At 62.4% G+C, this 23,972-nt stretch carries 24 protein-coding genes; 12 read left to right on the top strand and 12 right to left on the bottom strand.

Annotated features, from left to right (window positions below):
- The first annotated feature begins 253 nt into the window (after positions 1–253).
- The 3 genes from rpoN (at position 254) to ptsN (ending at position 3,312) form a co-directional block, all read left to right on the top strand.
- The gene (gene rpoN, locus QN222_RS21065) at positions 254–1,807 is read left to right on the top strand and encodes an RNA polymerase factor sigma-54 (RefSeq protein WP_283962406.1); all 1,554 of its coding nucleotides are present in this window, start codon (positions 254–256) and stop codon (positions 1,805–1,807) included.
- Positions 1,808–2,100: 293 nt separating this feature from the next.
- Complete coding sequence (raiA, locus tag QN222_RS21060; RefSeq protein ID WP_283962447.1) at positions 2,101–2,673, top strand: ribosome-associated translation inhibitor RaiA; 573 nt, start codon at positions 2,101–2,103, stop codon at positions 2,671–2,673.
- Positions 2,674–2,847: 174 nt separating this feature from the next.
- Positions 2,848–3,312 carry a PTS IIA-like nitrogen regulatory protein PtsN gene (gene ptsN, locus QN222_RS21055; RefSeq protein WP_283962407.1) on the top strand — a complete coding sequence of 155 codons (465 nt, stop codon included), beginning with the start codon at positions 2,848–2,850 and terminating at the stop codon, positions 3,310–3,312.
- 10 nt (positions 3,313–3,322) lie between these two features.
- On the opposite strand, the gene QN222_RS21050 is transcribed toward ptsN, so the two are convergent.
- Positions 3,323–4,099, bottom strand: a complete 777-nt coding sequence (locus QN222_RS21050; RefSeq protein WP_283962408.1) for a helix-turn-helix transcriptional regulator — start codon at positions 4,097–4,099, stop codon at positions 3,323–3,325.
- 168 nt (positions 4,100–4,267) lie between these two features.
- Here QN222_RS21050 and QN222_RS21045 point away from each other — a divergent pair, with 168 nt between their 5' ends.
- Entirely contained in the window at positions 4,268–5,035 is a 768-nt protein-coding gene (locus QN222_RS21045) for an SDR family NAD(P)-dependent oxidoreductase (RefSeq protein ID WP_283962409.1), read from the top strand.
- Between the two features lie 17 nt (positions 5,036–5,052).
- Entirely contained in the window at positions 5,053–6,288 is a 1,236-nt protein-coding gene (locus QN222_RS21040; RefSeq protein WP_283962410.1) for a D-arabinono-1,4-lactone oxidase, read from the top strand.
- 188 nt (positions 6,289–6,476) lie between these two features.
- On the opposite strand, the gene grpE is transcribed toward QN222_RS21040, so the two are convergent.
- Together grpE and hrcA are read right to left on the bottom strand one after the other, a co-directional pair.
- A complete protein-coding gene (gene grpE / locus QN222_RS21035; protein WP_283962411.1) occupies positions 6,477–7,103 on the bottom strand; it encodes a nucleotide exchange factor GrpE in 627 nt (208 codons plus the stop codon).
- Positions 7,104–7,256: 153 nt separating this feature from the next.
- Positions 7,257–8,336, bottom strand: coding sequence for a heat-inducible transcriptional repressor HrcA (gene hrcA, locus QN222_RS21030; RefSeq protein ID WP_283962412.1), 1,080 nt, complete (start codon positions 8,334–8,336; stop codon positions 7,257–7,259).
- 157 nt (positions 8,337–8,493) lie between these two features.
- On the opposite strand from hrcA, the gene rph reads away from it, so the two are divergent.
- From rph to hemW, 4 genes are read left to right on the top strand one after another with little or no spacing between them, the layout of a single operon-like run.
- Entirely contained in the window at positions 8,494–9,213 is a 720-nt protein-coding gene (gene rph / locus QN222_RS21025; RefSeq protein ID WP_180939932.1) for a ribonuclease PH, read from the top strand.
- A gap of 15 nt (positions 9,214–9,228) precedes the next feature.
- On the top strand, positions 9,229–9,645 hold the full coding sequence (locus tag QN222_RS21020; RefSeq protein ID WP_283962413.1) for a VOC family protein: 417 nt from the start codon (positions 9,229–9,231) through the stop codon (positions 9,643–9,645).
- 35 nt (positions 9,646–9,680) lie between these two features.
- Positions 9,681–10,325 carry an RdgB/HAM1 family non-canonical purine NTP pyrophosphatase gene (gene rdgB / locus QN222_RS21015; RefSeq protein ID WP_283962414.1) on the top strand — a complete coding sequence of 215 codons (645 nt, stop codon included), beginning with the start codon at positions 9,681–9,683 and terminating at the stop codon, positions 10,323–10,325.
- A gap of 12 nt (positions 10,326–10,337) precedes the next feature.
- Entirely contained in the window at positions 10,338–11,519 is a 1,182-nt protein-coding gene (gene hemW, locus QN222_RS21010) for a radical SAM family heme chaperone HemW (RefSeq protein ID WP_283962415.1), read from the top strand.
- Between the two features lie 24 nt (positions 11,520–11,543).
- Here the strand turns inward: hemW and QN222_RS21005 are convergent, their stop codons facing one another.
- The 9 genes from QN222_RS21005 to mutM form a co-directional block, all read right to left on the bottom strand.
- A complete protein-coding gene (locus tag QN222_RS21005; protein WP_283962416.1) occupies positions 11,544–12,158 on the bottom strand; it encodes a glutathione S-transferase in 615 nt (204 codons plus the stop codon).
- 171 nt (positions 12,159–12,329) lie between these two features.
- Positions 12,330–13,190: a nuclear transport factor 2 family protein gene (locus tag QN222_RS21000; RefSeq protein ID WP_283962417.1), complete on the bottom strand. Its 861-nt coding sequence runs from the start codon at positions 13,188–13,190 to the stop codon at positions 12,330–12,332.
- 157 nt (positions 13,191–13,347) lie between these two features.
- Positions 13,348–13,830 (bottom strand): SRPBCC family protein, encoded by a 483-nt coding sequence (locus QN222_RS20995; protein ID WP_283962418.1) that lies wholly within the window; start codon positions 13,828–13,830, stop codon positions 13,348–13,350.
- A gap of 75 nt (positions 13,831–13,905) precedes the next feature.
- Positions 13,906–15,180 (bottom strand): RNA polymerase sigma factor, encoded by a 1,275-nt coding sequence (locus QN222_RS20990; protein ID WP_283962419.1) that lies wholly within the window; start codon positions 15,178–15,180, stop codon positions 13,906–13,908.
- Positions 15,177–15,551 carry a YciI family protein gene (locus tag QN222_RS20985; RefSeq protein WP_283962420.1) on the bottom strand — a complete coding sequence of 125 codons (375 nt, stop codon included), beginning with the start codon at positions 15,549–15,551 and terminating at the stop codon, positions 15,177–15,179. Before QN222_RS20985 ends, QN222_RS20990 begins: the two co-directional genes overlap by 4 nt.
- A gap of 236 nt (positions 15,552–15,787) precedes the next feature.
- Positions 15,788–17,230 (bottom strand): chromosomal replication initiator protein DnaA, encoded by a 1,443-nt coding sequence (dnaA, locus tag QN222_RS20980; protein WP_283962448.1) that lies wholly within the window; start codon positions 17,228–17,230, stop codon positions 15,788–15,790.
- 1,021 nt (positions 17,231–18,251) lie between these two features.
- Complete coding sequence (gene rpsT, locus QN222_RS20975) at positions 18,252–18,518, bottom strand: 30S ribosomal protein S20 (protein ID WP_136506717.1); 267 nt, start codon at positions 18,516–18,518, stop codon at positions 18,252–18,254.
- A gap of 192 nt (positions 18,519–18,710) precedes the next feature.
- Positions 18,711–19,484: an enoyl-CoA hydratase gene (locus QN222_RS20970; RefSeq protein WP_283962421.1), complete on the bottom strand. Its 774-nt coding sequence runs from the start codon at positions 19,482–19,484 to the stop codon at positions 18,711–18,713.
- 39 nt (positions 19,485–19,523) lie between these two features.
- Positions 19,524–20,414, bottom strand: a complete 891-nt coding sequence (gene mutM, locus QN222_RS20965) for a bifunctional DNA-formamidopyrimidine glycosylase/DNA-(apurinic or apyrimidinic site) lyase (protein WP_283962422.1) — start codon at positions 20,412–20,414, stop codon at positions 19,524–19,526.
- 224 nt (positions 20,415–20,638) lie between these two features.
- Here mutM and ubiE point away from each other — a divergent pair, with 224 nt between their 5' ends.
- From ubiE to QN222_RS20950, 3 genes are all read left to right on the top strand, one after another.
- Positions 20,639–21,415, top strand: coding sequence for a bifunctional demethylmenaquinone methyltransferase/2-methoxy-6-polyprenyl-1,4-benzoquinol methylase UbiE (ubiE, locus tag QN222_RS20960; protein WP_283962423.1), 777 nt, complete (start codon positions 20,639–20,641; stop codon positions 21,413–21,415).
- Between the two features lie 5 nt (positions 21,416–21,420).
- A complete protein-coding gene (gene ubiB, locus QN222_RS20955) occupies positions 21,421–22,995 on the top strand; it encodes a 2-polyprenylphenol 6-hydroxylase (RefSeq protein WP_283962424.1) in 1,575 nt (524 codons plus the stop codon).
- 342 nt (positions 22,996–23,337) lie between these two features.
- Complete coding sequence (locus tag QN222_RS20950; protein ID WP_283962449.1) at positions 23,338–23,874, top strand: GNAT family N-acetyltransferase; 537 nt, start codon at positions 23,338–23,340, stop codon at positions 23,872–23,874.
- Positions 23,875–23,972: the final 98 nt, after the last annotated feature.

Genomic DNA, 23,972 nt, shown 5'->3' with positions numbered 1-23,972 from the left:
GCGACATTGCGGGCGAATCCGCTGCTTCCGCCCGCAACTGCGCTTGACCAAAACTCCCTGATAAGCAATTTTTGGGCCAACTACAGCGCCGAGCGTCCTATCAGACGCGCAAAGGACGCTGTAGCACTTTGAAGTGCCGCGTGTTTTATCCTTAAATCGGCTAGGATTTGAGGATACATGCAGTAATAAAAGGCCTGTCGAGGACCACCTGCGGACACGGCCTCGGAGATCGTGACGGGGGTTACGCGTCAGCATGGCTTTGTCCGCCAGCCTATATCTGCGCCAGTCTCAGTCGCTGGTGATGACGCCGCAGCTGATGCAGTCGATCCAACTGCTTCAGATGACGCATCTGGAACTCAATCAGTTCATCGCCCAGGAAGTCGAAAAAAATCCGCTGCTCGAATTTCAAGCGGGCGACGAGATGGTCGCCGCCCCGGACCGCTCCACGCACGAGGATCCCGCGCCCACGTCCGGCGAGGCAGATGAGGGTGTCGGCCAGGGCGACCTTTACGACAGTGCGACATCGAGCCCGGGCGAGAGGCTCAACGAACAGCTCGACGCCGATTTCGCCAACGTCTTCCCGGACGACACGCCACCGCAACGCCCCGATGCGCCGGAACTGCTCGGTCAGTGGAAGTCGATGCCCGGCGGCGGCGAAGGTGAGGGCAGCGAGGAATACGACCTCGACGATTTCGTCGCCAGCCGAAAAACCTTGCGGGACGTGCTCCTGGAACAACTGCCCCTCGCATTGACCGCCCCCGGTGACCGGCTTATCGCGCAGCACCTCATCGACCAGCTCGATGAGGCGGGTTACCTCCACGCAGACCTCGCCGATACGGCAGCCAGGCTCGGCGCGACCGGCGAAGATGTGATGCGCGTGCTTCTCAGCCTGCAACAATTCGATCCCCCGGGCATCTTCGCACGCACGCTCAGCGAATGCCTTGCCATCCAGTTGCGCGCACGCGATCGCCTCGATCCGGCGATGGAGGCGTTGATCGACAACCTCGAGCTCCTGGCACGGCGCGACTTCGCAAGCCTCAAGAAGATCTGCGGCGTCGACGAGGAAGATCTGATCGACATGCTCGCCGAAATCCGCAAGCTCGATCCGAAGCCCGGCACCAGCTTCGAGACGAGCGTCACCGAGGCGATCGTTCCGGACGTCATCGTGCGCGCCGGGCCCGATGGCGGCTGGCTGGTCGAGCTCAATCCCGACGCCCTGCCCCGCGTTCTCGTCAACCACGACTATTTCGCCGAGATCTCGCGCGGGACCCAGAAGAACAGCGCCGACCAGGCCTTCCTCAGTGACTGCCTGCAAAACGCCAACTGGCTGACGCGCAGCCTCGACCAACGGGCCCGCACGATCATGAAGGTGGCAAGCGAGATCGTCCGCCAGCAGGACGGCTTTCTCGTCAATGGCGTCGATCATCTCCGCCCGCTCAATCTCAGGATGGTGGCCGACGCGATCAAGATGCATGAATCGACGGTCAGCCGCGTCACCTCGAACAAGTACATGCTGACGCCGCGCGGGCTTTTCGAACTGAAATACTTCTTCACCGTCTCGATCGGCTCGGCCGAGAACGGTGACGCCCACTCGGCGGAATCGGTCCGTCACCGCATCCGCGCCATGATCCAGCAGGAGAGTGCAGATGCGGTGCTTTCCGACGACGACATCGTCGATCGGCTCAAGCAGGCCGGCGTCGACATAGCCCGGCGCACCGTGGCCAAATATCGCGAGGCGATGAATATCCCCTCCTCGGTTCAGCGGCGCCGCGAAAAGCGAGCGCTTGCCAAGGCGGGAGGCGTCTAGAGCACCCCGATGCTAGGGCATCTCATCCGCTTCGGTGATCCACTTCAAAGTTCAAAGCGGGATCCTCTAGGCGCGCCTTTTGACCGTAAATGCGGATTTTTTGCGACCCGCAATTGACTCCCTGCGACACAAGCGATATGAGCGCGCCGCAATTGCCGAGGACCTACTCCACTTCGGTGGTTCCCGAGCGGCCGACCGCGGCGCGACTGCGTCGCCCTTGCGTGAAAAGCTTGGATGACGAAGGCGCTTGGAATAGACTGGACGCGCAAATCACGAACGAGAGAGGAAACTCCATGAGTGTGCGTGTATCCGGCAAACATATGGAAATCGGCGATTCGTTCCGCGCCCGCATCGGGGAGCAGATCGACCAAGCGGTTACCAAATATTTCGATGGAGGATATTCAAGCCTGGTCACTGTGGAAAAGTCTGGGTCGCGTTTCAGCGCCGACTGCAAACTTCATCTCGATACGGGCGTGGTCTTGCAGGCGAATGGCCAGGCGAATGAGCCGCAGGCGGCCTTTGATGCGGCATCGGACCGGATTGAGAAGCGGCTCCGGCGCTACAAGCGTAAGCTCAAGGACCACCACAACGGCAACGGGCAGAATGCCGCCGAAGTGGCCTACACGGTGATGGACTCGGTGCCCTACGAGGACGAAGAAGTTCCGGAGGATTATGCACCAACCATCGTTGCCGAAAGCACGAAACAGTTGAGGACGATGTCCGTCGCGAGCGCCGTCATGGCACTCGACATGACGGACGAACCGGTGCTGATGTTCCGCAGCCCGGGCAAGGACGACCTCAACATCGTCTATCGGCGTAACGATGGAAACATTGGCTGGATTGACGCCGCCAATATCAAGGCATGAGCGGGACAGGGGGATGTCGGGGAAGCCGGCATTCCCCGCCGCTCAGATACGCGGACAGCCGGAAAAGCCCGACTTTTCTGTGCATGGTGACCGCCAATATAAAGATGGTTGGAGCCACCAAGACGCATTTGTGATGATGTTGTCGGGCTCTAACCGGCGAACGAGGACAAAAGAATGGCATTGGCAGGTTTGCTGCATCAAAATGCAATTATCCCGGCCATGAGGGCCAACTCGAAAAAACAACTCCTTCAGGAATTGGCGGCAAAAGCATCCAAACTTACCGGACTTCCGGAGCGTGACATCTTCGACGTCATTCTGCAGCGGGAACGGCTCGGTTCCACCGGCGTCGGCAACGGCATCGCCATTCCGCACGGAAAGCTCAACAACCTTCCCTTGATCGTCGGCATCTTCGCGCGACTCGACACGCCCGTCGACTTCGAGGCGCTGGACGACCAGCCGGTCGACCTCGTCTTCCTGCTGCTCGCGCCCGAGGGCGCCGGCGCCGACCACCTGAAGGCGTTGTCACGCATTGCCCGCGTGCTTCGCGATCACGACATGGTCGCGAAGATCAGGGCGAGTGATTCCGCCAGCGCGATCTACACGCTGCTCAACGACGACACGACCTCGCACGCGGCATGACCAGCCGCCGTCAATAAAGCTGACGGCGGTTCAAATGATCGATGAAAATCCGGAACAATGCGCCTTGGCTGGAAATGCCGAGGCGGCGATAGATGTTCTTGCGGTGGATCCGCACCGTGCCTTCGGCGATGTTCATCGTCTTCCCGATCGAGAGATTGCTGTGGCCGCGCAGGATCAGCCGGACGATCGTACGCTGCTGCCTGGTGAGCCGGTCGGCGCAAAGACTGTCGAAGGCCGCCTCCATGGCGTCGGATCCGGCTCCTGTCACGCTTGCGACCGCCATGCCCCTTTGACGCCAGTTCGACCGGATCGCCTCACGCACGATCGGCTCGTAGAGCCTCAGGCGCTCCAGTTCCTGATCGCTGAATGGCGCTCCATCGCGGCAGCGCATCAGCGAATAGGTCGCCTGCATCCCCTCTTCGAGCGGAACGATGAAGCCCACCTCCTCGATCAGTGATCCGGACTCCATCGACACACAGGGATGGACCTCGCTCGACGAGGAAAAGTTCGACTGGAAGAACCGGTCGGGCGCAAGCTCTCGCATCCGCCACAGACCTCCCGGCTGGCCGTTGTTGCAGGCAACGTAGAACGGATCGAGCAGATAGGCGCCGCCAAGATAGGCCTGTAACGCTTGCGGCGAGACCCCATGCGTGTAGCCGTCGTGCAGCAGGATCGGGCGCGCGTCATAGGGAAAGGCGAAAACGACCGACAGGTCGAAAGCGGCGACCGCGCGCAGCATGGTGTCGAGCGCCGTGCCGAAATCCGGCGTGCCGATAAACCTGATCATTGCGGAGATGTCCGCCGATTCCCTTGCCCGCATCGCTTTGAGCGTTCCCCCTCGCCATATCCCCCATGGGATATCGACAGTTCCCGCTTCGTCAACAATAATTCCTTAAACATGCGAGGATGGCCTGCCGGCAGCGCCGAGCTCAGGCGGGCGGAAAGGGGAAGCGTGATGGCAGGCAGGCTTTCTGGCAAGATTGCCCTTATCAGCGGCGGCGCCGGCGGATGCGGGCTGGCCGCGTCACAACTCTTTGCCCGCGAGGGCGCCAAGGTCGGCATTGTCGACCTGCCGAGGAGCAAGGGCGAGGAGCTCGCGGCAGCGATCCGCGCCGAGGGCGGCGAAGCCGTCTTTGCCGCCGCCGACGCTTCTGTGTCCGCCGAGGTCACCGCCGCGGTCAATGCCGTGGAGAGCGCCTTCGGTCCGATCACCGTGCTCTTCAACCATGCCGGCATTCTTGCGGTCGGCCCCTTCCTTGAAACGGAAGAGGGGGAGTGGGACCGGCTGATGGCGGTGAACGTGAAGAGCATGTTCCTGATGACCAAGGCGGTTCTCCCCGGCATGCTCAAGGCGGGCGGCGGCAGCATCATCTGCACCTCGTCGATCTCCGCGGTCGCGGCAACGCCGATGGAGGTGCTCTATGACACCACCAAAGGCGCCTGCCACATGTTCGCCCGTGCGATCGCCGTCGAATTCCGCGACCGGGGCATCCGCTGCAATGCCGTCTGCCCCGGCTTCATCGCGACCGACCACGGCAAGCGCGAGATCGCGGGCCTGAGCAAATACGGCGTCGACGTGTCCGAGGCGGCGATCGCCGCCCAGCAGGGGCGGATGTGCGACCCAATGGAGGTTGCCAACGCTGCGCTGTTCCTGGCAAGCGACGAGGCGAGCTTCGTCAACGGTACGCACCTGTTCGTCGACAATTGCTTTACGGCAGTCTGAAAGAGAGGGAGACGGGAATGCTGCAGGCGGGCGGCCACTGGCGCAACTGGGTCGGAAATCAATCATGCATCGTGCGCCACAAGGGCGCGCCGGAGAGCGAAGCAGCGCTCGCTGAAATGGTCCGGGAGGCAACCGCCCAAGGGCTCAATGTGCGCTGTGCCGGTTCGGGCCATTCATTCACCCCTGTGGTCGCAACGAGCGGGCTCCTGCTCAGCCTTTCCGGCATGCAAGGCGTGGTCAACATCGACCAGGCACGCAAGCGGGTCTCCGTCAGGGCGGGGACGACGATCAACCAGCTTGGCAAAGTGTTGAAATCGAGCGGGCTTTCACTCATCAACCAGGGCGATATCGACAGCCAGGCTCTTGCCGGCGCGCTGACGACAGGCACGCACGGCACCGGCGCCAAACTCGGCAACATGGCATCGCAGATCGTCGGCATGCGGCTCGTCCAACCCGACGGCAGCGTTCTCGTCGTCGACGAGACGACGCCCGACCTACTGGAAGCCGCGCGTGTCTCCGTCGGCATGCTCGGGGTGATCTCCGAAATCACCCTCCAGACGATGGACGCCTACAATCTGCATGAAAAACTCTGGCGCTGCGACTTCGACGAGTGCATGGAGCAGCACGACGAGCTCGCCGCCAAGCACCGCCATTTCGGCTTCTTCTGGTGCCCGGTGCCCGAAAGCCGGCATTGCTACTGCCTGCCGGACACGTCATCGGTCTCGACCACCAGCCAAACATCCGATGTCTGCGAGATGAAGGTGATCGACATCACCGACCGGCCGCCAATGGAGCAGGCATTCGAAAAGATCGCCTATTCCTCCGAAATCTACCCGATCGAATACATACCCAACTTCCACGAACTCGAATATGCGGTCCCGGTCGCCCACGGCAAGGATGCCGTCCGGGCGGTGCGCAAGCTGATGCTCGAAAAGCATCCGACCTGCATCTATCCGATCGAGTATCGCTTCACGGCAGGCGATTCCGGCTGGATCAGCCCGTTCTATCAGCAGGATTCGATCACGCTTTCGGTCTCGGGCGAGCCCGGCACCGACTACTGGGAGTACCTGAAGGACGTCGACACGATCCTGCGCCAGTACGGCTCGCGCCCGCATTGGGGCAAAATGCACTTCCTTGGTGCGGAGGACGTGACGGCGCTCTATCCGCGCGCCGGCGATTTTCGGGCGCTTCGAGCCCGGGTCGATCCCGAAGGCTGCTTCCTCAACGATCATCTCCGGCAGCTCTTTGCCTAGATCACGATGAATTTGGGTCGAATCGACCCAAATTCATCGTGTCGATTCTAATGAGTTCGAGCGGGATGCGGGCGGAAAACCGCGCACACTTTTCCCCGTCCCGCTCTGGCGGGCCGGCCAAATGAGGAAACGCCGCGCCTCCGAAGAGAGGCACGGCGTTTCAATTTCCCTTTACCGTGCTGGCAGCGTCAGGCCGACGGCGTCCCATTTTCAGTCGCGGCAGTCTTGGGACCGCCCTTGGAAACGCCGACCATCGCCGGGCGCAGCACGCGCTCGCCGATGACATAGCCCGCCTGGATGACCTGGACGACCGTGTTGTTCGGAACCTCAGCGTTCGGAACTTCGAACATTGCCTGATGGAAATTCGGGTCGAATTTCTGACCGACCGGCTCGAGCTTCTTCACACCATGACGCTCCAGCGCTGCGAGCATCGAGCGTTCGGTCATTTCCACGCCTTCGATCAGGGCATTGAGACCCGCTTCACCGGCTTCCTTCGCTTCGGCCGGGATCGCATCGAGGGCGCGGCGCAGGTTATCGGACACGGCCAGCATGTCGCGCGCGAAACCGGCGACGGAATAGGCCTTGGCATCCTTGACGTCACGCTCGGTGCGACGGCGCAGATTGTCCATCTCGGCGGCCAGGCGCAGATACTTGTCGCGCAGGTCAGCATTCTCCGCCTTGGCGAGCTCCAGCGGATCCGGTGCGCGCGCAGGAGCCTCAACCTCTTGCGCCTCCGCAGCCTCCGGCGCAGCGGTGTTTGCAGGTTCTTCTGCCGCAGTCGCCTCAGGTCCGTGTTTGTTCGTGTCGTCGGTCATGACGTTCTCCGGAATGTCTCTCTTTGTCTTCGACATCGCCAAGCAAGCGCAAGTCGCGTTGCTCGATCTTGGTGGTGTCTGGATTTGAAGCCGATATCGAGGTTTGGGGCCGAAAAATCAAGGGCGGAATGCCGTTACTCGGTAATTGCCGCTTCAGCGCGACAGGCGCGACATGAGCTGCGCGGTGTAATCGACCATAGGGACGATGCGCGAATAGTTGAGCCGGGTCGGGCCGATGACGCCGACGGCACCGACGATGCGGTCATCGCTGTCGCGATAGGGCGCGACGATCAACGACGAGCCGGAGAGCGAAAAGAGCTTGTTTTCCGATCCGATGAAGATGCGCACCCCTGGGCCGCTCTCGGCGAGGTCGAGCAACTCGATCAGGCTGTCCTTTTTTTCAAGATCGTCGAAAAGCATCCGAAGGCGGTCGATATCCTCGGCCCCTTCCAGCCCCTCGAGCAGGTTGGCACGGCCGCGAACGATAAGGCGCGTCGGCTTTTCGTCGCCCTCGCTGCCGGACCAGATCGCAAGCCCGCGCTCGACGAGGTCCTGCGACAGGATATCGAGTTCGCCGCGTACGGTCGCCTTGACCTTTTGCAGTTGCGCGCGCACCTCGGCGATGGTTTGCCCGCCAAGATGGGCATTCAAGAAATTGGCGGCCTCGGTCAGTTGCGCGCTTGTGACGCCCGCCGGCAGCTCGATGATGCGGTTCTCGACCTGGTCATGTTCGCCGACGAGGACCGCCAGCGCCTTGGTTGGCGCCAGCCGGATAAATTCGACGTGCTTCAGCACCGGATCGCTCTTGGTGGTGATGACCAGGCCGGCGCCGCGCGACATGCCCGAAAGCATCTGGCTCGCCTCGGTGAGCAGGCTTTCCACCGGCTGGTCCCGGTCGCCCCGGCGGACCTGGCGTTCGATCGAGGCGCGCTCCTCCGGCGAAAGGTTGCCGACCTGCATGAAGGCGTCGACGAAGAAGCGCAGACCCGTTTGAGTTGGAAGGCGGCCGGCGCTGACATGGGGCGAATAGATGAGCCCAAGATGCTCGAGGTCGCTCATCACGTTGCGCACGGAAGCCGGCGAAAGCGACATCGGCAGCAGCCTTGAAAGGTTGCGCGACCCGAGCGGCTCGCCGCTCTCCAGATAGGTCTCCACAATGCGGCGAAAGATTTCACCGGAACGCTCATCCAGCGCCGCTGCGATCTCCTTCGCTTCGGAATTGCGCAGTACCATATCACTCCGTGCAGCAGTCATTCCCATCCATGCGAAATATAGTGGCCCGCATCGGCGATGGCAAAAGGGAAAAATCGATCCCCCCAGCCGATATCTGCCGGTTCCCTTTGCGTTCGCCATGCTCTAGAAGGCTCAGCAGAGAAAATAGGAGTTGACGATGCGGCCATCCGGCAGAAAAACCGACCAAATGCGCAAGGTTTCCTTCGAGCGCAATTTTTCCAAGCATGCGGAAGGTTCCTGCCTCGTGCGCTTCGGCGACACGCATGTGCTGTGCACCGCGAGCCTTGAGGAAAAGGTTCCCGCCTGGCTGCGCAACGGCGGCAAGGGGTGGGTTACGGCCGAATACGGCATGCTGCCGCGTGCAACCGGCGAGCGGATGAAACGCGAGGCGGCAAGCGGAAAGCAGAGCGGCCGCACGCAGGAGATCCAGCGGCTGATCGGACGGTCGCTGAGGGCCGTCGTCGATCTGCCGGCGCTCGGCGAACGCCAGATTTCGGTCGATTGCGACGTCATCCAGGCGGATGGCGGCACGCGTACGGCCTCGATTACCGGGGCCTGGATCGCGCTCCACGACTGTCTGAAGTGGATGGAGGCGCGCAACATGGTCAAGGTCGAGCGCGTGCTCAAGGACCACGTCGCTGCCATTTCCTGCGGAATCTTCGCCAACCAGGCGGTGATCGACCTCGACTATCTCGAAGACTCCGCCGCCGAGACGGATGCCAATTTCGTCATGACCGGCAGCGGTGGCCTCGTCGAAATCCAGGGAACGGCCGAGGGCAAGCCTTTCAGCGAAGAGGAATTCGCAAGCCTGATGTCGCTCGCCAAGAACGGCATTGCCGAGCTCATTGCGCTGCAGAAGCAGGCAATCGCTGGCTGATAGGAAGGACGAGATTTGACCCCGGCGCTGGAAGGTATTCTCGAAACTGCGCTCTACGCGGAGGATCTCGACCGCGCCGAGGCCTTCTATGGCACGGTGCTCGGCTTGCAGCAGATCACCCGCGCCGGCAATCGGCACGTGTTCTTCCGCTGTGGCGCAGGCATACTCCTGATCTTCAATCCCGCCGAGACGATCAAGCCACCTGCGGCGGGAGGGCTCCCCGTGCCGCCGCACGGGACGACGGGCAAGGGACACATGTGCTTCCGCGTCGCGGCGCAGGCGCTCGACGCGTGGAAGGAGAAGCTCGAAGCCGCCGGGGTTGCGATCGAAGCGGATATCCGCTGGCCCAACGGCGCCCGCTCCTTCTACTTCCGCGATCCGGCCGGCAACAGCCTGGAATGCGCGGAGCCGGGTCTTTGGGCGATTGATTGAATGCGGCCGCCGCCGCCGGAATGGAACAGAAGAGCATGCGCAAACTGGATGACAAGACGCTCGTCGTCGCGAGCCACAATGCCGGCAAGATCCGCGAAATCCGCGACCTGATCGGCCCGCTCGGCTTCGAGGCGAAATCGGCCGCCGATCTCAATTTCGTCGAGCCGGAGGAAACCGGCACGACGTTCGAGGAAAACGCGACAATCAAGGCGCTCGCCTCCGCAAGGGCCTCCGGTCTGCCGGCGCTTTCGGACGATTCCGGTCTCGCGATCGATGCCCTCGATGGCGCACCGGGCGTCTACACGGCCAACTGGGCCGAGCGCGAAGACCGCAGCCGCGACTTTGCCATGGCGATGGAAAAGGTGGAAAGGGCGCTCAACGAGAAGGGCGCGATGACGCCCGAGAGCCGAACCGCACGCTTCGTCTCCGTGCTCTGCCTCGCCTGGCCGGATGGCCATGTCGAGCTCTTTCGCGGTGAGGTCGAAGGCCAGGTCGTCTGGCCGCCGCGCGGAACGAGCGGTTTCGGCTATGACCCGGTCTTTCAACCGAAAGGCTACGACACCACCTTTGGCGAGATGACCGCGGAAGAGAAGCACGGCTGGAAGCCCGGCGACGCGAGCGCGCTTTCGCACCGCGCCCGCGCCTTCAAGCTGTTCGCCGAAACCTGCCTCGGCGCCTGAAAGACGAATGCAATGCATGTGACTCCGCTCTCGGCGATCGGTGACGGCATGGGCCCCGGCTTCGGGGTCTATGTGCACTGGCCGTTTTGCGCGGCGAAGTGCCCCTATTGCGACTTCAACAGCCATGTCCGCCATCAGCCCGTCGACCAGCCGCGCTTCGTCACGGCCTTCCTGCGGGAAATGGCAGAAGCTCGCGAACTCTCCGGTCCGCGGACGGTCACCAGCATTTTCATGGGCGGCGGCACGCCCTCGCTGATGGATCCGGCCACCGTCGATGCGATCCTTAACGGCATCGCCGCTCACTGGCACGTGCCGGATGGCATCGAGATCACCATGGAAGCCAACCCATCGAGCGTCGAGGCGACGCGCTTCCACGGTTATCGCGCAGCGGGCGTCAACCGCGTCTCGCTTGGCGTCCAGGCGCTGAACGATCGCGACCTGAAGTTCCTGGGGCGTCTGCACAACGTTGAAGACGCGTTGAAGGCCGTCCGGCTGGCGCGGGAAATTTTTCCGCGCATGTCGTTCGACCTGATCTATGCCCGCCCGAACCAGACCGTCGAGGACTGGGAGCGCGAACTGAAGGAGGCGGTCTCCTATGCGGTCGACCATCTCTCGCTCTATCAACTGACGATCGAGGAAGGCACGCCCTTCTACGGGCTGCACAAGGCCGGCAAGCTCGTCGTCCCGGATGGCGAACAGTCGGCGACGCTCTATGAGGCGACGCAAGAGATCACCGCGGCGATCGGCATGCCGGCCTATGAGGTGTCCAATCATGCACGGCCGGGTGCGGAAAGCCGGCACAATCTCACCTATTGGCGCTATGGCGACTATGCGGGCATCGGCCCCGGCGCCCATGGGCGCCTAACAATCGGCGGCGCCAAGGTGGCGACAGCGACGGAACGCAAGCCCGAAGAATGGTTGCGCCTCGTCGAAGAACATGGCCATGGCATGATCGAGCGCGAGCTCCTGGACTCCGAAGCGCAGGCCGACGAACTCCTGCTGATGGGCCTTCGGCTCAAGGAAGGTGTCGATCTGGCCCGCTGGCAAAGCCTTTCCGGCCGCGACCCCGATCCGGACCGCGAACAGTTCCTGATCGATCACGGCTTCATCGAACGGCTCGGCAATTCACGGCTGCGCTGCACGCCCGCCGGCATGCTGATCCTCGACGCGGTCGTGGCAGACCTCGCCTGCTGACACGGGACGGGGATGCGACGGCGGTCAATCATGTGTCTCGCCGAAGAGCGGCGTCGCCAGCATCGAAGGCCTTTGCTCGAATTCATTGAACCATCGCGTTAGCGTCGGTCGAGCGCGAAACGACGGCAAGTCGCGGAACTCCATCCAGGAGAGGGTCGTCGCGAGAGCGATATGGCCGACATGAAGCGGCGCCGTCAGGTCCAGCGTGGCATCCAGCCAGTCATAGGTAGCTTCGATTTTTTCGATGAAACCGTCGCGAAGTGGAGCGTAGCGCAGCCGTTCCGGCCGTCGCACGGTCTCCCAACGGAGATTGATGCCCGTTTGCGCCAGCCCTTGCGCGACGGATTGCAGAACCAAGGCATGCCAGCGCGCCTCGCCGCTTCCAGGAATGAGTTTCCTGCCGTCGTGAAGCGTGTCGAGATAGGCGCATATCACGTCGGAATCGAAGATTGCCGGCCCGTCCGCGCGAAGCAAAACCGGAACCTTCCCGAGTGGGTTTTCGGCATAAACCCGCTCGTTGCGTTGTGTCGGGCTTGTTTCGTGGTGAATGACCTCAAGCCGGCCCGCAAGCCCGGCTTCGTGAGCGAACACGAGTGCCTTTCGGGCAAAGGGCGAATGTGATTGGTAGTAAAGGATCATATTGCCTCGCACGGCAGGGATCGTAGAGCTGCTCGCGAGGATAGTGCATAAGTGGCGAGAATTGCGCTCTGATGCGGCGCCCGCTTTGCAAGTTTGTTTCGTGCGGGACAAGTGTGATCCCTGTCCCGCACGTTGCCTACTGGTCGGCCGGAATCATCAAGCCCGGTAAGTTCAATCCTTTTTCACCGGCGCGACGATCGCCCAGCTGATGCCGAAGGGATCGCGAAGCTGCCCGTAATAATCGCCCCAGAAGGCGACCTCCAGCGGCATCGTCACCTCCGCACCCGCGGCGACGGCGCGCTTCCACCAGAAATCCGCGTCATCGACGACGAGATGCAGAACGACGCCCTCCTGCGGCTTCCAGGGGTAACCGAATTCCGGGAACGGATCGTTCAACATCAGCGCACCGCCATTGATCGTCAGATGACAGTGAATGAGGCGTTTGCCGTCCTCGGCATATCTGCGGTCCACTTTCTTGGCGCCGAAGGCACGGCTGTAGAATTCCGCCGTGGCATTCGCGTCCTGGACGTTGAGATAGGCGATGACGCCGGCCATTGGCGGGCGCGACGGCGCCTGCCAATCGACCTCTGACGTCGGCTCAAGATCGATTGCCGCCTTGAAGCTCCCGTCCATGTAGAAGGGTACGGATTCGTGCTGATGGGCGATCTTCCATCCTTTCTCCGTGCGCCTCAAACCCAGCGTCTGGCGAAACCAGAGCGCCGGCTTTTCACCGCCGAGCTTTTCGCCGGAGAGATGGGTGAGCGCCGTCACGAAGGCGACGTCGCCGCCTGCCGACATCTCCAGTTCATGAAGCCGGTAGCCGAGCGGCCCTCTCCAGGTGGAAAACCACTGCTCGAGGCCCTCGGCACCCGCGCCTGTCTCCTTGAGAGGCGGCGCCAGCGAATAGACGAGACAATTTTCCGTACTGTGGACAAGCACGCGGCGCGCATCCTTCTGGCGCATCGCCTCAACCCAATCGTCGATCACCGCGCGTATCTCCTCGACGGAGTCGGTCTTCTCGATGTCGGACATGGTTCACCTCCTTGATCGATGTGAAGGCGGAAGCCGCCTGCATGTGTCCTTGAATCGGAGCCGATTCAGAGACAAAAACATGCAGCAAATTCAAAGTTCTACAGCCACCTTTATGCGTCTGAAGGACGCACGGCGCTGTCGGCCGCCGCCGCTCGTGTCAAAGCTTTGCGACAAGCGCGGCGAGCTGGTCGGCGCATTGGCCCCAGCCCTCATGAAAGCCCATCTTTTCGTGGGCCTCGCGATCCGCCGCGCTCCAGTGGCGGGCGCGGGCCGTGTAGCGGGTCTTGCCGCCCTCGTCCTCGAAGGTCAGGATCGCGGTCATGAAGGGTTTCTCCGAAGGCTTCCAGGCTTCGGTATATGCATCGGTCACGACCAGCTTCTCGTTCGGAACAACTTCCAGATAGACGCCTTGATTGGGATAGAGTTCGCCCTCCGGGGAGCGCATGACGAAGCGGTTGGTACCGCCTGACCTCACATCGAGCTCCGCTTCCGTGATCGTCCACGGCAAGGGCGCAAACCATTGCTTCAGGAGTTCCGCGTCCGTGAAGGCGCGGTAAACCTTTTCGCGTGGCGCATCGATGAGGCGGGTGAGCACCAGTTCGCGCTCGTCGGCGGGCTTGAGGTCGGTCGCTGCAGTCATTTCCTATTCCTCCGTGGTGGTGTCAGTCCAAGGACGAACGGGGAAATCGGATTCCGACAGCGACAGCCGATAATTTTATTGTTTTTCCGCGACGAGGTCCGGGCGACCGGGTTCTGCGGCAAGATGGTCGAGCTGCATGCGGATATAGGCGGCCTCCGCCGCGTTGGTCGCAAGTGCAATGGCGCGGTCGAACGCGATGCGCGCCTCGCCGACGCGTCCCATCTGCTTGAGCAGGGCCCCACGCAGGCCGTGATAGTAGAAATAGCCCGAGAGCCTTTCGCCAAGCGGCTCGACCAATGCCAAGGCCGCTTCCGGTCCCTCGCGCTTCGACACTGCGACGGCGCGATTGAGAGTGACGACGGGCGACGGTTGCAGGCGTTCAAGCGCCTGATAGAGCAGGTCGATTTCCTCCCAGTCCGTCAACTCGGGACGCTCGGCGCGGGCATGAAGCGCCGCAATGGCCGCCTGGACCTGATAGGGGCCGGGGCGGCGGTGGCGCATGGCCTTGTCGATCATCGCGAGCGCCTCGGTGATCATTCCCCTGTTCCATAGCCGCCGGTCCTGATCTTCGAGCAGAACGAGGGCGCCGTGAGCATCGAAGCGCGCCCTGGCGCGCGAATGCTGAAGCAAGAGCAGCGCGGCCAGTCCCATGATTTCCGGTTCGGCCGGAAACAACCTGAGAAGCAGCCGGGAGAGCCGGATCGCTTCGTCGCAGAGATCTGCCGATACGCCCTCGGGGCCATTCATCGCCGAATAGCCTTCGTTGAAGACGAGGTAGATCATCGTCGCGACGGCCGCGAGCCGTTCGGCGCGATCGGCGGCATCGGGCGTTTCGAAGGGAATGCCCGCCGCCGCGACGCGCGCCTTGGCCCGGGTAATACGCTGCTCCATCGCCGCTTCGCTGACAAGAAAGGCGCGCGCGATCTGTCTGACGGAGAGGCCGGAGACGATCCGGAGCGCCAGTGCGATCTGCTGCGTCGCCGGCAGGGCCGGATTGCTGCAGACGAACAGCAGCCGCAGGATGTCATCGCGATAATGCGAGCCGTCGAGGCGGTCGGCGAGTTCGCTCTCCCGATCTTCGAGGTCGGAAAGCAATTCCTCCGGCGGCAGCGCCGTTTCGCGCGCTTGGCGCCGCACCTTGTCGATGCCGCTGTTGCGACCGACGAAGATCAGCCAGGCCGCGGGATCCCGCGGCGGACCACTCTTCGGCCAGGTTTTCAGTGCCCGGAGGCAGGCCTCCTGGAAGGCTTCCTCGGCCAGGTCGAGATTGCGAAAATAGCGCAGAAGCGCGCCCATCGCCTGTGGCCGGGCGGAAACGAGAGCGAGGTCGATCCAGGCAGTGTCTGTCATGAGGGAAGCTCACCGGGCTTAAAGAGAGCGAGGGGGCGGATCTCGTAGGAACCCGAGCTTGGATTGGCGGAACTCAGCTCGCGAGCGAAGTCGAGCGCCTCGTCGAGCGATCCGCAATCGATCAGGTAGAAGCCGAGCAACTGCTCCTTGGTTTCGGCGAAGGGGCCGTCGATGACGATTGTCTCGCCCGTGGCGTGGCGCAGCGTGGTCGCCGCCGTCGTCGGCAAGAGGCGCGCGACTGGCCCGAGCTTGCCGGCTTCGACATACTTGCGCTGGACGGCGGTAAGATCGCGCATGACCTTGTCGTCCTCCTCCTTGCTCCAGGCACTCGTGACACTTTCATCGTTGTAGCAAAGCACCGCATAAAGCATTGAAAACTCCTCGGCTGGTCTGAAGACGGATGGAGCTAGTGATAGCCGACAAGCGAGGCGAAAAAAATGTACCAGTTGCGGAATCAACCCGCCGGCGGGTCAGGAAAATGCGCATAGTCTTGCGCCCGCATCCGGCTTCAGCGTGAAAAAAGCCTATGCCTGCGGCATGCGCACAACAAAAAGGCCCGGCGGAACCGGGCCAATTCGTAGGCGTCAGCCTATCCATCCATGGATGGCTATTCGTTGATCAGCCGCTTCAAGAGTTCGATCTCATGGCTGAGCTTCGTATCCGCCGCGATCAACTCCTCGATCTTGCGCACCGCATGCAGGACGGTCGTGTGATCGCGGCCGCCAAAGCGCCGGCCGATTTCCGGGAAGGAGCGCGGCGTCAGGGTCTTTGACAGGTACATGGCGATCTGGCGCGGCTTGACGATGACGCGCGTGCGGCGGTTCGAGACCAGTTCCTGGCGCGAGACGTTGTAGTGCTTGGCGACGACGCGCTGGATGTCTTCAATGCGCACGCGCCGCGGTTCACCGGCGTTGACCAGGTGGCCGAGCAGTTCGTCGACGCGCTCGATCGAGAGCTGAGGTTCGAAGGAGCGGCGGAACAGCAACTGGTTGAAGGCGCCCTCCAGTTCGCGGCCGCTGGCCGTGACGTTACGCGCGACATGACACAAGATATCGGTCGGGATATCGAGCGATGCGTCATCCTGGCGCGCGGCCTCGAGCCGCCGCTTCAGCATCTCCAGACGCATCTCGTAATCCGGACCTTCCATCTCGATCGCGACGCCGCCCTGGAGCCGCGAGCGAACGCGGCTGTCGAGCGATTCCAACTCCCACGGTGCACGGTCGGCCGCGACGACGACTTGCTTGGCCGAGTCGAGCAGCATGTTCAGGAGATGGCAGAACTCGTGCTGGATCGACTTGCCCTGCAGGAACTGCATGTCATCGATCACCAGAAGATCGATATTGCGCAGCGATTCCTTGAGAGACAGGGCATCATTGTCGCGGATCGCTGTCGCGAAGCGCCACATGAAGTATTCGGCCGTCAGGTAGACGACGCGCGGCGCCCGCGCGCTCTGGAGCGCGGCAATCGCGATCGCCTGCAGGAGATGCGTCTTGCCGAGCCCGACGCTCGAATGGATGAAGAGCGGATTGAAACGCACCGCGCCGGCACCGGCCTCGGCGATCGTGCGGGCGGCGGCGAGCGCCACCCGGTTGGACGAACCTTCGACAAAACTGTCGAAGTTGTAGCGCTGGTCAAGCGGCGAGCCGAAAAGCGGTGCCTGGGCCGGTTTCTGGACGGCTGCCACCGCCGACGCGGCGACCGAGGCAATCGGCTGGGCCGCTGCCGGACGGCGCGCCGGGGCCGCCGGAGTTTCTGCCGCCACCGGCATCGCTTCTTCGTGGGCAACCGGCCGCGCACCGCGCGTCGCGGTGCGGACAAGTATTTCCACCTTCAGAATTTCGCCGTCTTCCTGCTGGAACAGGCTGGTGATGAGATCGAGATACCGGTTGTTGATCCACGACTTCAAAAACGTCGTGGGCACCGAAAGACGTACAACGCTCTTGGAAATCGAATGGAGCTTGAGACGTCCAAACCAGCTTGCGAAGACATCCGGACCGACTTGAGCTTTCAAACGCGCACTTACCCGCTCAAAAAGTGCGTCATGCCGCATGTCCTGTTTTTCCCCCGCCGCCTGAGACTGATTGCTTCCGGCCTGACGCGCGTCAGGTGCCGTCGCCAAATTCATCTGCATGTTGCCGCCTTCCAAATTCATGCTCCGATGCCGTCATTGCTGCCGGCGTCATCTCTTATGCCCGTCTGCCACGGCCGCCTTCAAAGCCATGCCGCGTCCGACGGACGCTCCTGTCGCACCGAAGCCGGGCTCCTCATATCCCGTTTCCGGTGCGCGCTGCGCTCATCCGCTCGCTTTCGTGAGCGAATGTCCCCTCGCGCCTCGCCTTTACCGACTCCACCCGGCTGCTTTCAAGCCACGTGAGGTCAAATTTCTCACCGGCTGCGCCGCACCCTCGTACGAAGCGGACAGCCACCTTCCCTCCTTCTTTCCCGGAGCGCCTCCCGGCGTCCTCCCATTGCCCAGCCACCCACTCACCCGCGCAACCACAAGACGAAAGATCCTCGTTCCGGAACGAAGCATCGGTCCGGTTTCTCTAAGTCGACTTGTTTGATTGAACGACGTGGAATGACCCCGCCACAGGGAACAGAAAGCCCGAAGCCACTTCAGCGAAATGGCCCTGTTCTTCCCTTTACAGATATGATCCGTGTCCCCTGTGCGAGGCATTTAGGCAGGATCGATCCGCAAGATCAATCGCGAATTTTACCGACCGTTAAACGCCGCCGGTTGACTCTCTCAGCGCCTTTTGCTTGCCGCATTCTGAGTCCATCAAGAATCGCTTTTGAATCAAGGGTTTTGATTTCCAAGCGCTTGCTTAGCTGGCGAAAAAGAAAAAAAATAAAAATTCGCTTGACTCGCTTCGGACCCCGCTCGTCCCCGACGCTCGATGACACTCGCGCAAAGACCTCGTGCAACCCATTGAAATTACTTAAAAAAATTTGTCATCGCAGTGACACACGTCGAAGCCGGCTATTTGTCGGCCGCCGTGACAGAAGTATGAATCCGAAAAGCCCGGCGCAAGGGCCGGGCCTTTCATCAACAAATTTTTTAATTAGCCGGATTAGGCCGAAAGGGCCTTCACGCGCTGTGCAAGGCGGGAAACCTTGCGCGATGCCGTGTTGGCATGCAGCACACCCTTCGTGGCGGCGCGCATCAGTTCCGGCTGCGCTGCCTTGAGGGCAGCGGCGGCGACTGCCTGATCGCCGGAAGCGATGGCTTCTTCGACCTTGCGGATGAAGTTGCGGACGCGCGAACGACGGGCCTTGTTCACTGCGGTGCGGCGTGCGATCTTGCGGGTCGCCTTTTTCGCCGAAGTTGTATTGGCCATTGATGCCTCTCTTCGAAAACTGACATGAACTCCGCCTTCGCCGTGCCGGGTCACTGCGACCTGTCATCCAAAGCAATTCGGAGCATTATCGGAAAGCCTCAGGAAGCGGCGTTCCAAACTGAGGGCGGCGTATAGCTGGAAACCGCCCTCTCGTCAACGCGCAAATTTGAGAAAACTGCGCGGCTTTGCGCGTCACTTGTGCCTGAATTCGGCTTTGCGCTTTCCAACGAAGGCGGCCATCCCCTCCTTCTGATCCTCGGTCGCAAAGAGCGACTGGAAAAGCCGCCGCTCGAAGCGCAAGCCTTCGGCCAGGGTAACCTCCAGCGAGCGGTTGACCGCCTCCTTGGCCATCATCACCGCCGGCAGCGAGAAGGCGGCGATCTTTTCGGCCGCGGCGAGCGCCTCTTCCATCAATTTTTCAGGCGCCACCACACGCGATACGAGTCCCGACCGCTCGGCTTCCGCCGCTTCCATCATCCGCCCGGTCAGCACCAGATCCATGGCCTTCGCCTTGCCGACGGCGCGGGTGAGGCGCTGCGAACCGCCCATGCCCGGAATGACGCCGAGGGTAATCTCCGGCTGGCCGAACTTCGCCGTCTCCGACGCAATGATGATGTCGCACATCATCGCGAGTTCACAGCCGCCGCCGAGCGCAAAGCCGGAAACCGCGGCAATCACTGGCTTGCGGGCGCCGGCCACCCGCTCCCAGCCGCCCAGAAAATCGCCAAGATAGGAATCGACGAAATCGAGCGCCTGCATCTCCTTGATGTCGGCGCCGGCCGCGAACGCACGCTCCGAACCCGTCAGCACGATCGCGCCGATATTCTTGTCGGCGTCGTATGCCTTAAACGCCGCATCGAGCTCCCGCATCACGGTCGAATTCAGCGCGTTCAGCGCCTGGGGGCGATTGAGCGTAATCAGGCCCACGCGTCCACGTGTTTCGACCAGCAACGTCTCGTAACTCATTCTTGATCTCCTCCATTCGGATGCGCCCGATCGAGCGTCCTATTTCTGGCAGCGCGGGCAGTAGAAGGTCGAACGCCCGGCATGAACGATGCGGGCGACGGTACCGCCGCAGCCCGGCTTGCGGCAAGCCTCGCCTTCACGATCGTAGACCGAAAAGGAATGCTGGAAGTAGCCGAGCGAGCCGTCCGCCTGGATGTGGTCCTTCAAGGACGAGCCGCCGGCGGCAATCGCGTCCGCGATCACCGCGCGGATCGTCTCCGTCAACGTTACCAGGCCTTGCTTCGCGTGCCCGCGCTTGTCCACCAGCGAGCCGGCCGGACGGGAGGGCGACAGGTCCGACCGCCACAGCGCTTCGCAAACGTAGATATTGCCAAGGCCGGCAACGATCCTTTGATCCAGAAGCGCTGCCTTGAGCGGCTGTGCCTTGCCGGCAAAGCGCCGGGCGAGATAGTCGGCATCAAGCGCATTACCCGTCGGCTCCTGGCCGAGGTCGCGGAAGAACATGTGATCGGCGATCGCGTCGCGCCGGGCGAGATCCATGAAGCCGAAGCGGCGCGGGTCGTTGTAGATCACGCGCGCGGGGCCGGACCGGCCGTCGAGGTGAAAGATCACGTGATCGTGCTTCTCGTCCTTGCCGCGCGGATGATGGAACTTGCCCGGTGCGGCAGGATCGTCGCCGGCCTCGATCCGGAAAGAACCGGACATGCCGAGATGCGCGATAATCACATCGCCGCCTTCGAGATCGATCATCAGATATTTGGCCCGGCGCGACAGGGAAACGATGCGACGCCCGGAGACGGAAGCTGAAAAATTGTCCGGAAAGGGAAAACGCAGGTCCGGTCTGCGCAACTCGGCCCGCACGAGGAGCGCCCCCTCCATGGTCGGCGCCAGCCCCCGCCTCACTGTCTCGACCTCGGGCAATTCCGGCATTGTTCGTCTTCCTTCTTGCGCTCGCGCAGCGGTCGTGCGCGGCATTCCCTTCACGGCATCGATGTCCTATAGGGATGCGGCGATTCCAAAGCGTTACAGCGACCCTTATGCGTCCGAAAGACGCACGGCGCCGTAGGCTCCGGCCCATCCTCACCGCTGAGATAGCGCGGACGGGGCGATTTCGCTATGGTGCCGCCAAAATTGGTTGAAGTGGAGTTTTCGTAATGACGGATGAGCGCGTATCGGCCAATGGCGGCATGGAGACCTCCTTCGGTTTCCGCGAGGTCGGCGCGGGCGAAAAGCAGCCGCTCGTCAACGATGTCTTCCACAAGGTCGCCAAGCGCTACGACATCATGAACGACGTGATGTCGGCCGGGCTTCACCGTGTCTGGAAGGATGCGATGATCGCCGCGCTCAATCCGCCGCGGCGGGAGGATTATCGGGTGCTCGATGTGGCCGGCGGTACCGGCGATATCGCGTTTCGCATCGTCGAAGCCTCTGATCGCAAGGCCCATGCGACGGTGCTTGATATCAACGGCTCGATGCTCGCCGTCGGCGCCGAACGGGCAAGCAAGAAGAAGCTTTCGGCCAATCTCGACTTCGTCGAGGCCAATGCCGAGGACCTGCCTTTCGCTTCGAATTCCTTCGATGCCTATACGATCGCCTTCGGCATCCGCAACGTGCCGCGCATCGACGTGGCACTCAAGGAGGCCTATCGCGTGTTGAAGCGCGGCGGACGGCTGCTGGTGCTCGAGTTTTCCGAGGTCGAGATGCCGCTGCTCGATCGTTTCTATGATGCCTGGTCGTTCAATGCGATCCCGAAGTTCGGCAAGCTGATCACGGGTGACGATGCGCCCTACCAGTATCTGGTCGAATCGATCCGGAAGTTCCCGAACCAGCGGGATTTCGCTGCGATGATCAAGGACGCCGGCTTTTCACGCGTAAGCTTCACCAATTACACCGGCGGTATCGCGGCGCTTCATTCCGGCTGGAAAATCTGACCACAATGAGCACGCCTGGAGCATATTTCCGCCTCGTGCGGATCGGCTGGGTCCTCGCGCGCGAGGACGCTTTTTCTGCCGTCCCGTCCGAGCACCTTCCTCCGCTTGCGCGTTTCGTGCAGAGGCTCGCCGGCTTGCTTGCCCGCCGCCGGGCCCGGCTTGAAGCGCGCAGCGGCCGGCTTGCCCGCGCCGTCGAGCGGCTTGGCCCCTCCTATGTCAAGATCGGCCAATTTCTGGCAACGCGCCCTGATGTCGTGGGAGCCGAGCTCGCCGCCGATCTCTCGCTCTTGCAGGACCGGATGGCCACGTTCCCGGAAAGCGACGCCAGGGCCGCGATCGAAGGCTCGCTCGGGCGGCCGGTCGACGCGCTTTTTGCCGAATTTTCCGAGCCGATGGCGGCCGCCTCGATCGCCCAGGTCCACCCCGCCGTCGTCCTGCGCGACGGCAGGCGCGAAAGGGTGGCCGTCAAGGTTATCCGCCCGGGCGTGCGCCAGCGCTTTGCCGCCGACATCGAAGCCATGTACCTGGTTTCGCGCATGCAGGAGCGGTTTCTTCCCTATACGCGGCGGTTGAGGCCGGTCGAGGTGACAAAGACGCTGGAGCAGACGACCAAGGTCGAAATGGACCTGAGGCTCGAGGCGGCAGCACTTTCCGAACTCGGAGAAAACACCAAGGAAGATTCCGGTTTCCGCGTGCCCAAGGTCGACTGGGAGCGCACCGGCCGCGACGTCGTCACGATGGAATGGATCGACGGCGTGAAGATGTCGGACATCGACGGTCTGAAGCGGGCCGGCCACGATCTCAACCGGCTCGCAGAAACGCTGATCCAGTCCTTCCTGCGCCATACGCTGCGCGATGGGTTTTTCCACGCCGACATGCACCAGGGCAATCTGTTCGTCGATGACGCCGGCCACATCGTCGCCGTCGACATGGGCATCGTCGGGCGGCTCGGCAAGAAGGAACGCCGTTTCCTCGCCGAGATCCTTTTCGGCTTCATCACCCGCGACTACCAGCGTGTCGCGGATGTCCATTTCGAGGCTGGCTACGTGCCCTCGCATCATGATGCCGCGAGCTTTGCCCAGGCGATCCGGGCGATCGGCGAGCCGATCCATGGTCAGCCGGCCGAGACCATCTCGATGGCGAAACTGCTGACACTCTTGTTCGAGGTTACCGAGCTTTTCGACATGCAGACGCGGCCGGAGCTCGTCATGCTGCAAAAGACCATGGTCGTCGTCGAAGGTGTTGCCCGCACGCTCAACCCGCGCTTCAACATGTGGAAAGCGTCGGAGCCGGTCGTCGGCAAGTGGATTCGCGACAATCTCGGGCCGAAACGCATCGTCGCCGATCTGCGCGACGGCCTGCATGCGGCGCTGAGGGTTGCCGAGGCGGTCCCCGAGATCGCCGCCCGGACCGAGCGCTTCTCGGCGGAAATCATGGCGATGAGCGAAAACGGTCTGCGCTTCGATCCAGAGACAGCGCAGGCGATCGGAAAGGCCGAGGCGCGCCATACGCGCTCTGGCCGCGTTGCGCTTTGGATCATCGCCGCGACGCTCGTCTACATCGCCTGGCAGCTTAGCTGAGTGGCAGCCTGCGATAGAGGGTTGACTTGATTGCCCCTCTCCTCGGGTTTAACCCGAGGACTAACCCTCTCCCCGCACGCGGAGAGAGGAAACTTGGGCGGCGCGGCATAGTCCTTCGCCCCGCCGGCGGGGAGAGTGTGCCGGCAGGCGGATGAGGGGCTACTATAACCGCCGCCAAAAGCCTCTTCCGATTCTGCGCATCCTGGAATAGCATCCACCCATGGACAGTCGTTTTTCGCTCGTGATGATGGTGACCACGCAGACCCCAGGGTGTGCGGGGGACCCGTTGCGCTAAGCGGACCGTCTTCCAGCAAACCCTGCCGAGGCGAGCAGGGTTCGGCTCTGTTTCCTCGGTTCCCCAACGAGAGAGGAAACGATGACGCCGCTTCACCCGAACTCCATATCCGCGCCGCGTCCGCCACCGATTGGGAGGCGCTCGCCGCCTTCAGGGACTTGCCAGGCGTTCGCGCCGGCACGTTGCGGCTGCCATTCGCACCGCCGGAACAGACGCGGAAGTGGCTCGAAAACCTCACCGAAACCGACATGGTTATCGTCGCAGAACTTGAAGGGCGTATCGTCGGGCTGGCCGGACTGCATCGTCACAAGGGACGGCGGCAGCATGCGGCGGATCTCGGCATGAGCGTGCACGACGACTACCGGCGGCGCGGCATCGGCAGGGCGCTGCTGAACGCGCTGATCGATGCGGCCGACCGCTGGCTCGGCATTTCCCGCGTCGAGTTGACAGTCTTTACCGACAACGAAGCGGCGATCGGACTCTACCGCCAGGCGGGGTTCATAACCGAGGGCGTGCTGAAATCCTACGCGCTGCGGGACGGCGTGCTTGCCGATGTGCTGGCCATGGCGCGCCTTCGCGCCTGACTGCTGCAGTGCATGCGCCCGGGCTCTTGTTCTCGATTTAATGGTGGAATTGCCCCCAACCCGACGCAACTTCGCCCTATTGACGACAGCGCTCAGGC

It is taken from the genome of Sinorhizobium sp. 6-70 (genome assembly GCF_030124375.1).
GTDB lineage: Bacteria > Pseudomonadota > Alphaproteobacteria > Rhizobiales > Rhizobiaceae > Sinorhizobium.
Note: the sequence above shows the minus strand (reverse complement) of the source record. Positions and strands in the feature narration are given on the sequence as shown.

What these genes read in the sequence shown, in the direction of transcription:
- rpoN (WP_283962406.1), top strand. Translation starts at nt 254, where the DNA reads ATGGCTTTGTCCGCCAGCCTATATCTGCGCCAGTCTCAGTCGCTGGTG.
- raiA (WP_283962447.1), top strand. Translation starts at nt 2,101, where the DNA reads ATGAGTGTGCGTGTATCCGGCAAACATATGGAAATCGGCGATTCGTTC.
- ptsN (WP_283962407.1), top strand. Translation starts at nt 2,848, where the DNA reads ATGGCATTGGCAGGTTTGCTGCATCAAAATGCAATTATCCCGGCCATG.
- QN222_RS21050 (WP_283962408.1), bottom strand. Translation starts at nt 4,099, where the DNA reads ATGATCAGGTTTATCGGCACGCCGGATTTCGGCACGGCGCTCGACACC.
- QN222_RS21045 (WP_283962409.1), top strand. Translation starts at nt 4,268, where the DNA reads ATGGCAGGCAGGCTTTCTGGCAAGATTGCCCTTATCAGCGGCGGCGCC.
- QN222_RS21040 (WP_283962410.1), top strand. Translation starts at nt 5,053, where the DNA reads ATGCTGCAGGCGGGCGGCCACTGGCGCAACTGGGTCGGAAATCAATCA.
- grpE (WP_283962411.1), bottom strand. Translation starts at nt 7,103, where the DNA reads ATGACCGACGACACGAACAAACACGGACCTGAGGCGACTGCGGCAGAA.
- hrcA (WP_283962412.1), bottom strand. Translation starts at nt 8,336, where the DNA reads ATGGTACTGCGCAATTCCGAAGCGAAGGAGATCGCAGCGGCGCTGGAT.
- rph (WP_180939932.1), top strand. Translation starts at nt 8,494, where the DNA reads ATGCGGCCATCCGGCAGAAAAACCGACCAAATGCGCAAGGTTTCCTTC.
- rdgB (WP_283962414.1), top strand. Translation starts at nt 9,681, where the DNA reads ATGCGCAAACTGGATGACAAGACGCTCGTCGTCGCGAGCCACAATGCC.
- hemW (WP_283962415.1), top strand. Translation starts at nt 10,338, where the DNA reads ATGCATGTGACTCCGCTCTCGGCGATCGGTGACGGCATGGGCCCCGGC.
- QN222_RS21005 (WP_283962416.1), bottom strand. Translation starts at nt 12,158, where the DNA reads ATGATCCTTTACTACCAATCACATTCGCCCTTTGCCCGAAAGGCACTC.
- QN222_RS21000 (WP_283962417.1), bottom strand. Translation starts at nt 13,190, where the DNA reads ATGTCCGACATCGAGAAGACCGACTCCGTCGAGGAGATACGCGCGGTG.
- QN222_RS20995 (WP_283962418.1), bottom strand. Translation starts at nt 13,830, where the DNA reads ATGACTGCAGCGACCGACCTCAAGCCCGCCGACGAGCGCGAACTGGTG.
- QN222_RS20990 (WP_283962419.1), bottom strand. Translation starts at nt 15,180, where the DNA reads ATGACAGACACTGCCTGGATCGACCTCGCTCTCGTTTCCGCCCGGCCA.
- QN222_RS20985 (WP_283962420.1), bottom strand. Translation starts at nt 15,551, where the DNA reads ATGCTTTATGCGGTGCTTTGCTACAACGATGAAAGTGTCACGAGTGCC.
- dnaA (WP_283962448.1), bottom strand. Translation starts at nt 17,230, where the DNA reads ATGCGGCATGACGCACTTTTTGAGCGGGTAAGTGCGCGTTTGAAAGCT.
- rpsT (WP_136506717.1), bottom strand. Translation starts at nt 18,518, where the DNA reads ATGGCCAATACAACTTCGGCGAAAAAGGCGACCCGCAAGATCGCACGC.
- QN222_RS20970 (WP_283962421.1), bottom strand. Translation starts at nt 19,484, where the DNA reads ATGAGTTACGAGACGTTGCTGGTCGAAACACGTGGACGCGTGGGCCTG.
- mutM (WP_283962422.1), bottom strand. Translation starts at nt 20,414, where the DNA reads ATGCCGGAATTGCCCGAGGTCGAGACAGTGAGGCGGGGGCTGGCGCCG.
- ubiE (WP_283962423.1), top strand. Translation starts at nt 20,639, where the DNA reads ATGACGGATGAGCGCGTATCGGCCAATGGCGGCATGGAGACCTCCTTC.
- ubiB (WP_283962424.1), top strand. Translation starts at nt 21,421, where the DNA reads ATGAGCACGCCTGGAGCATATTTCCGCCTCGTGCGGATCGGCTGGGTC.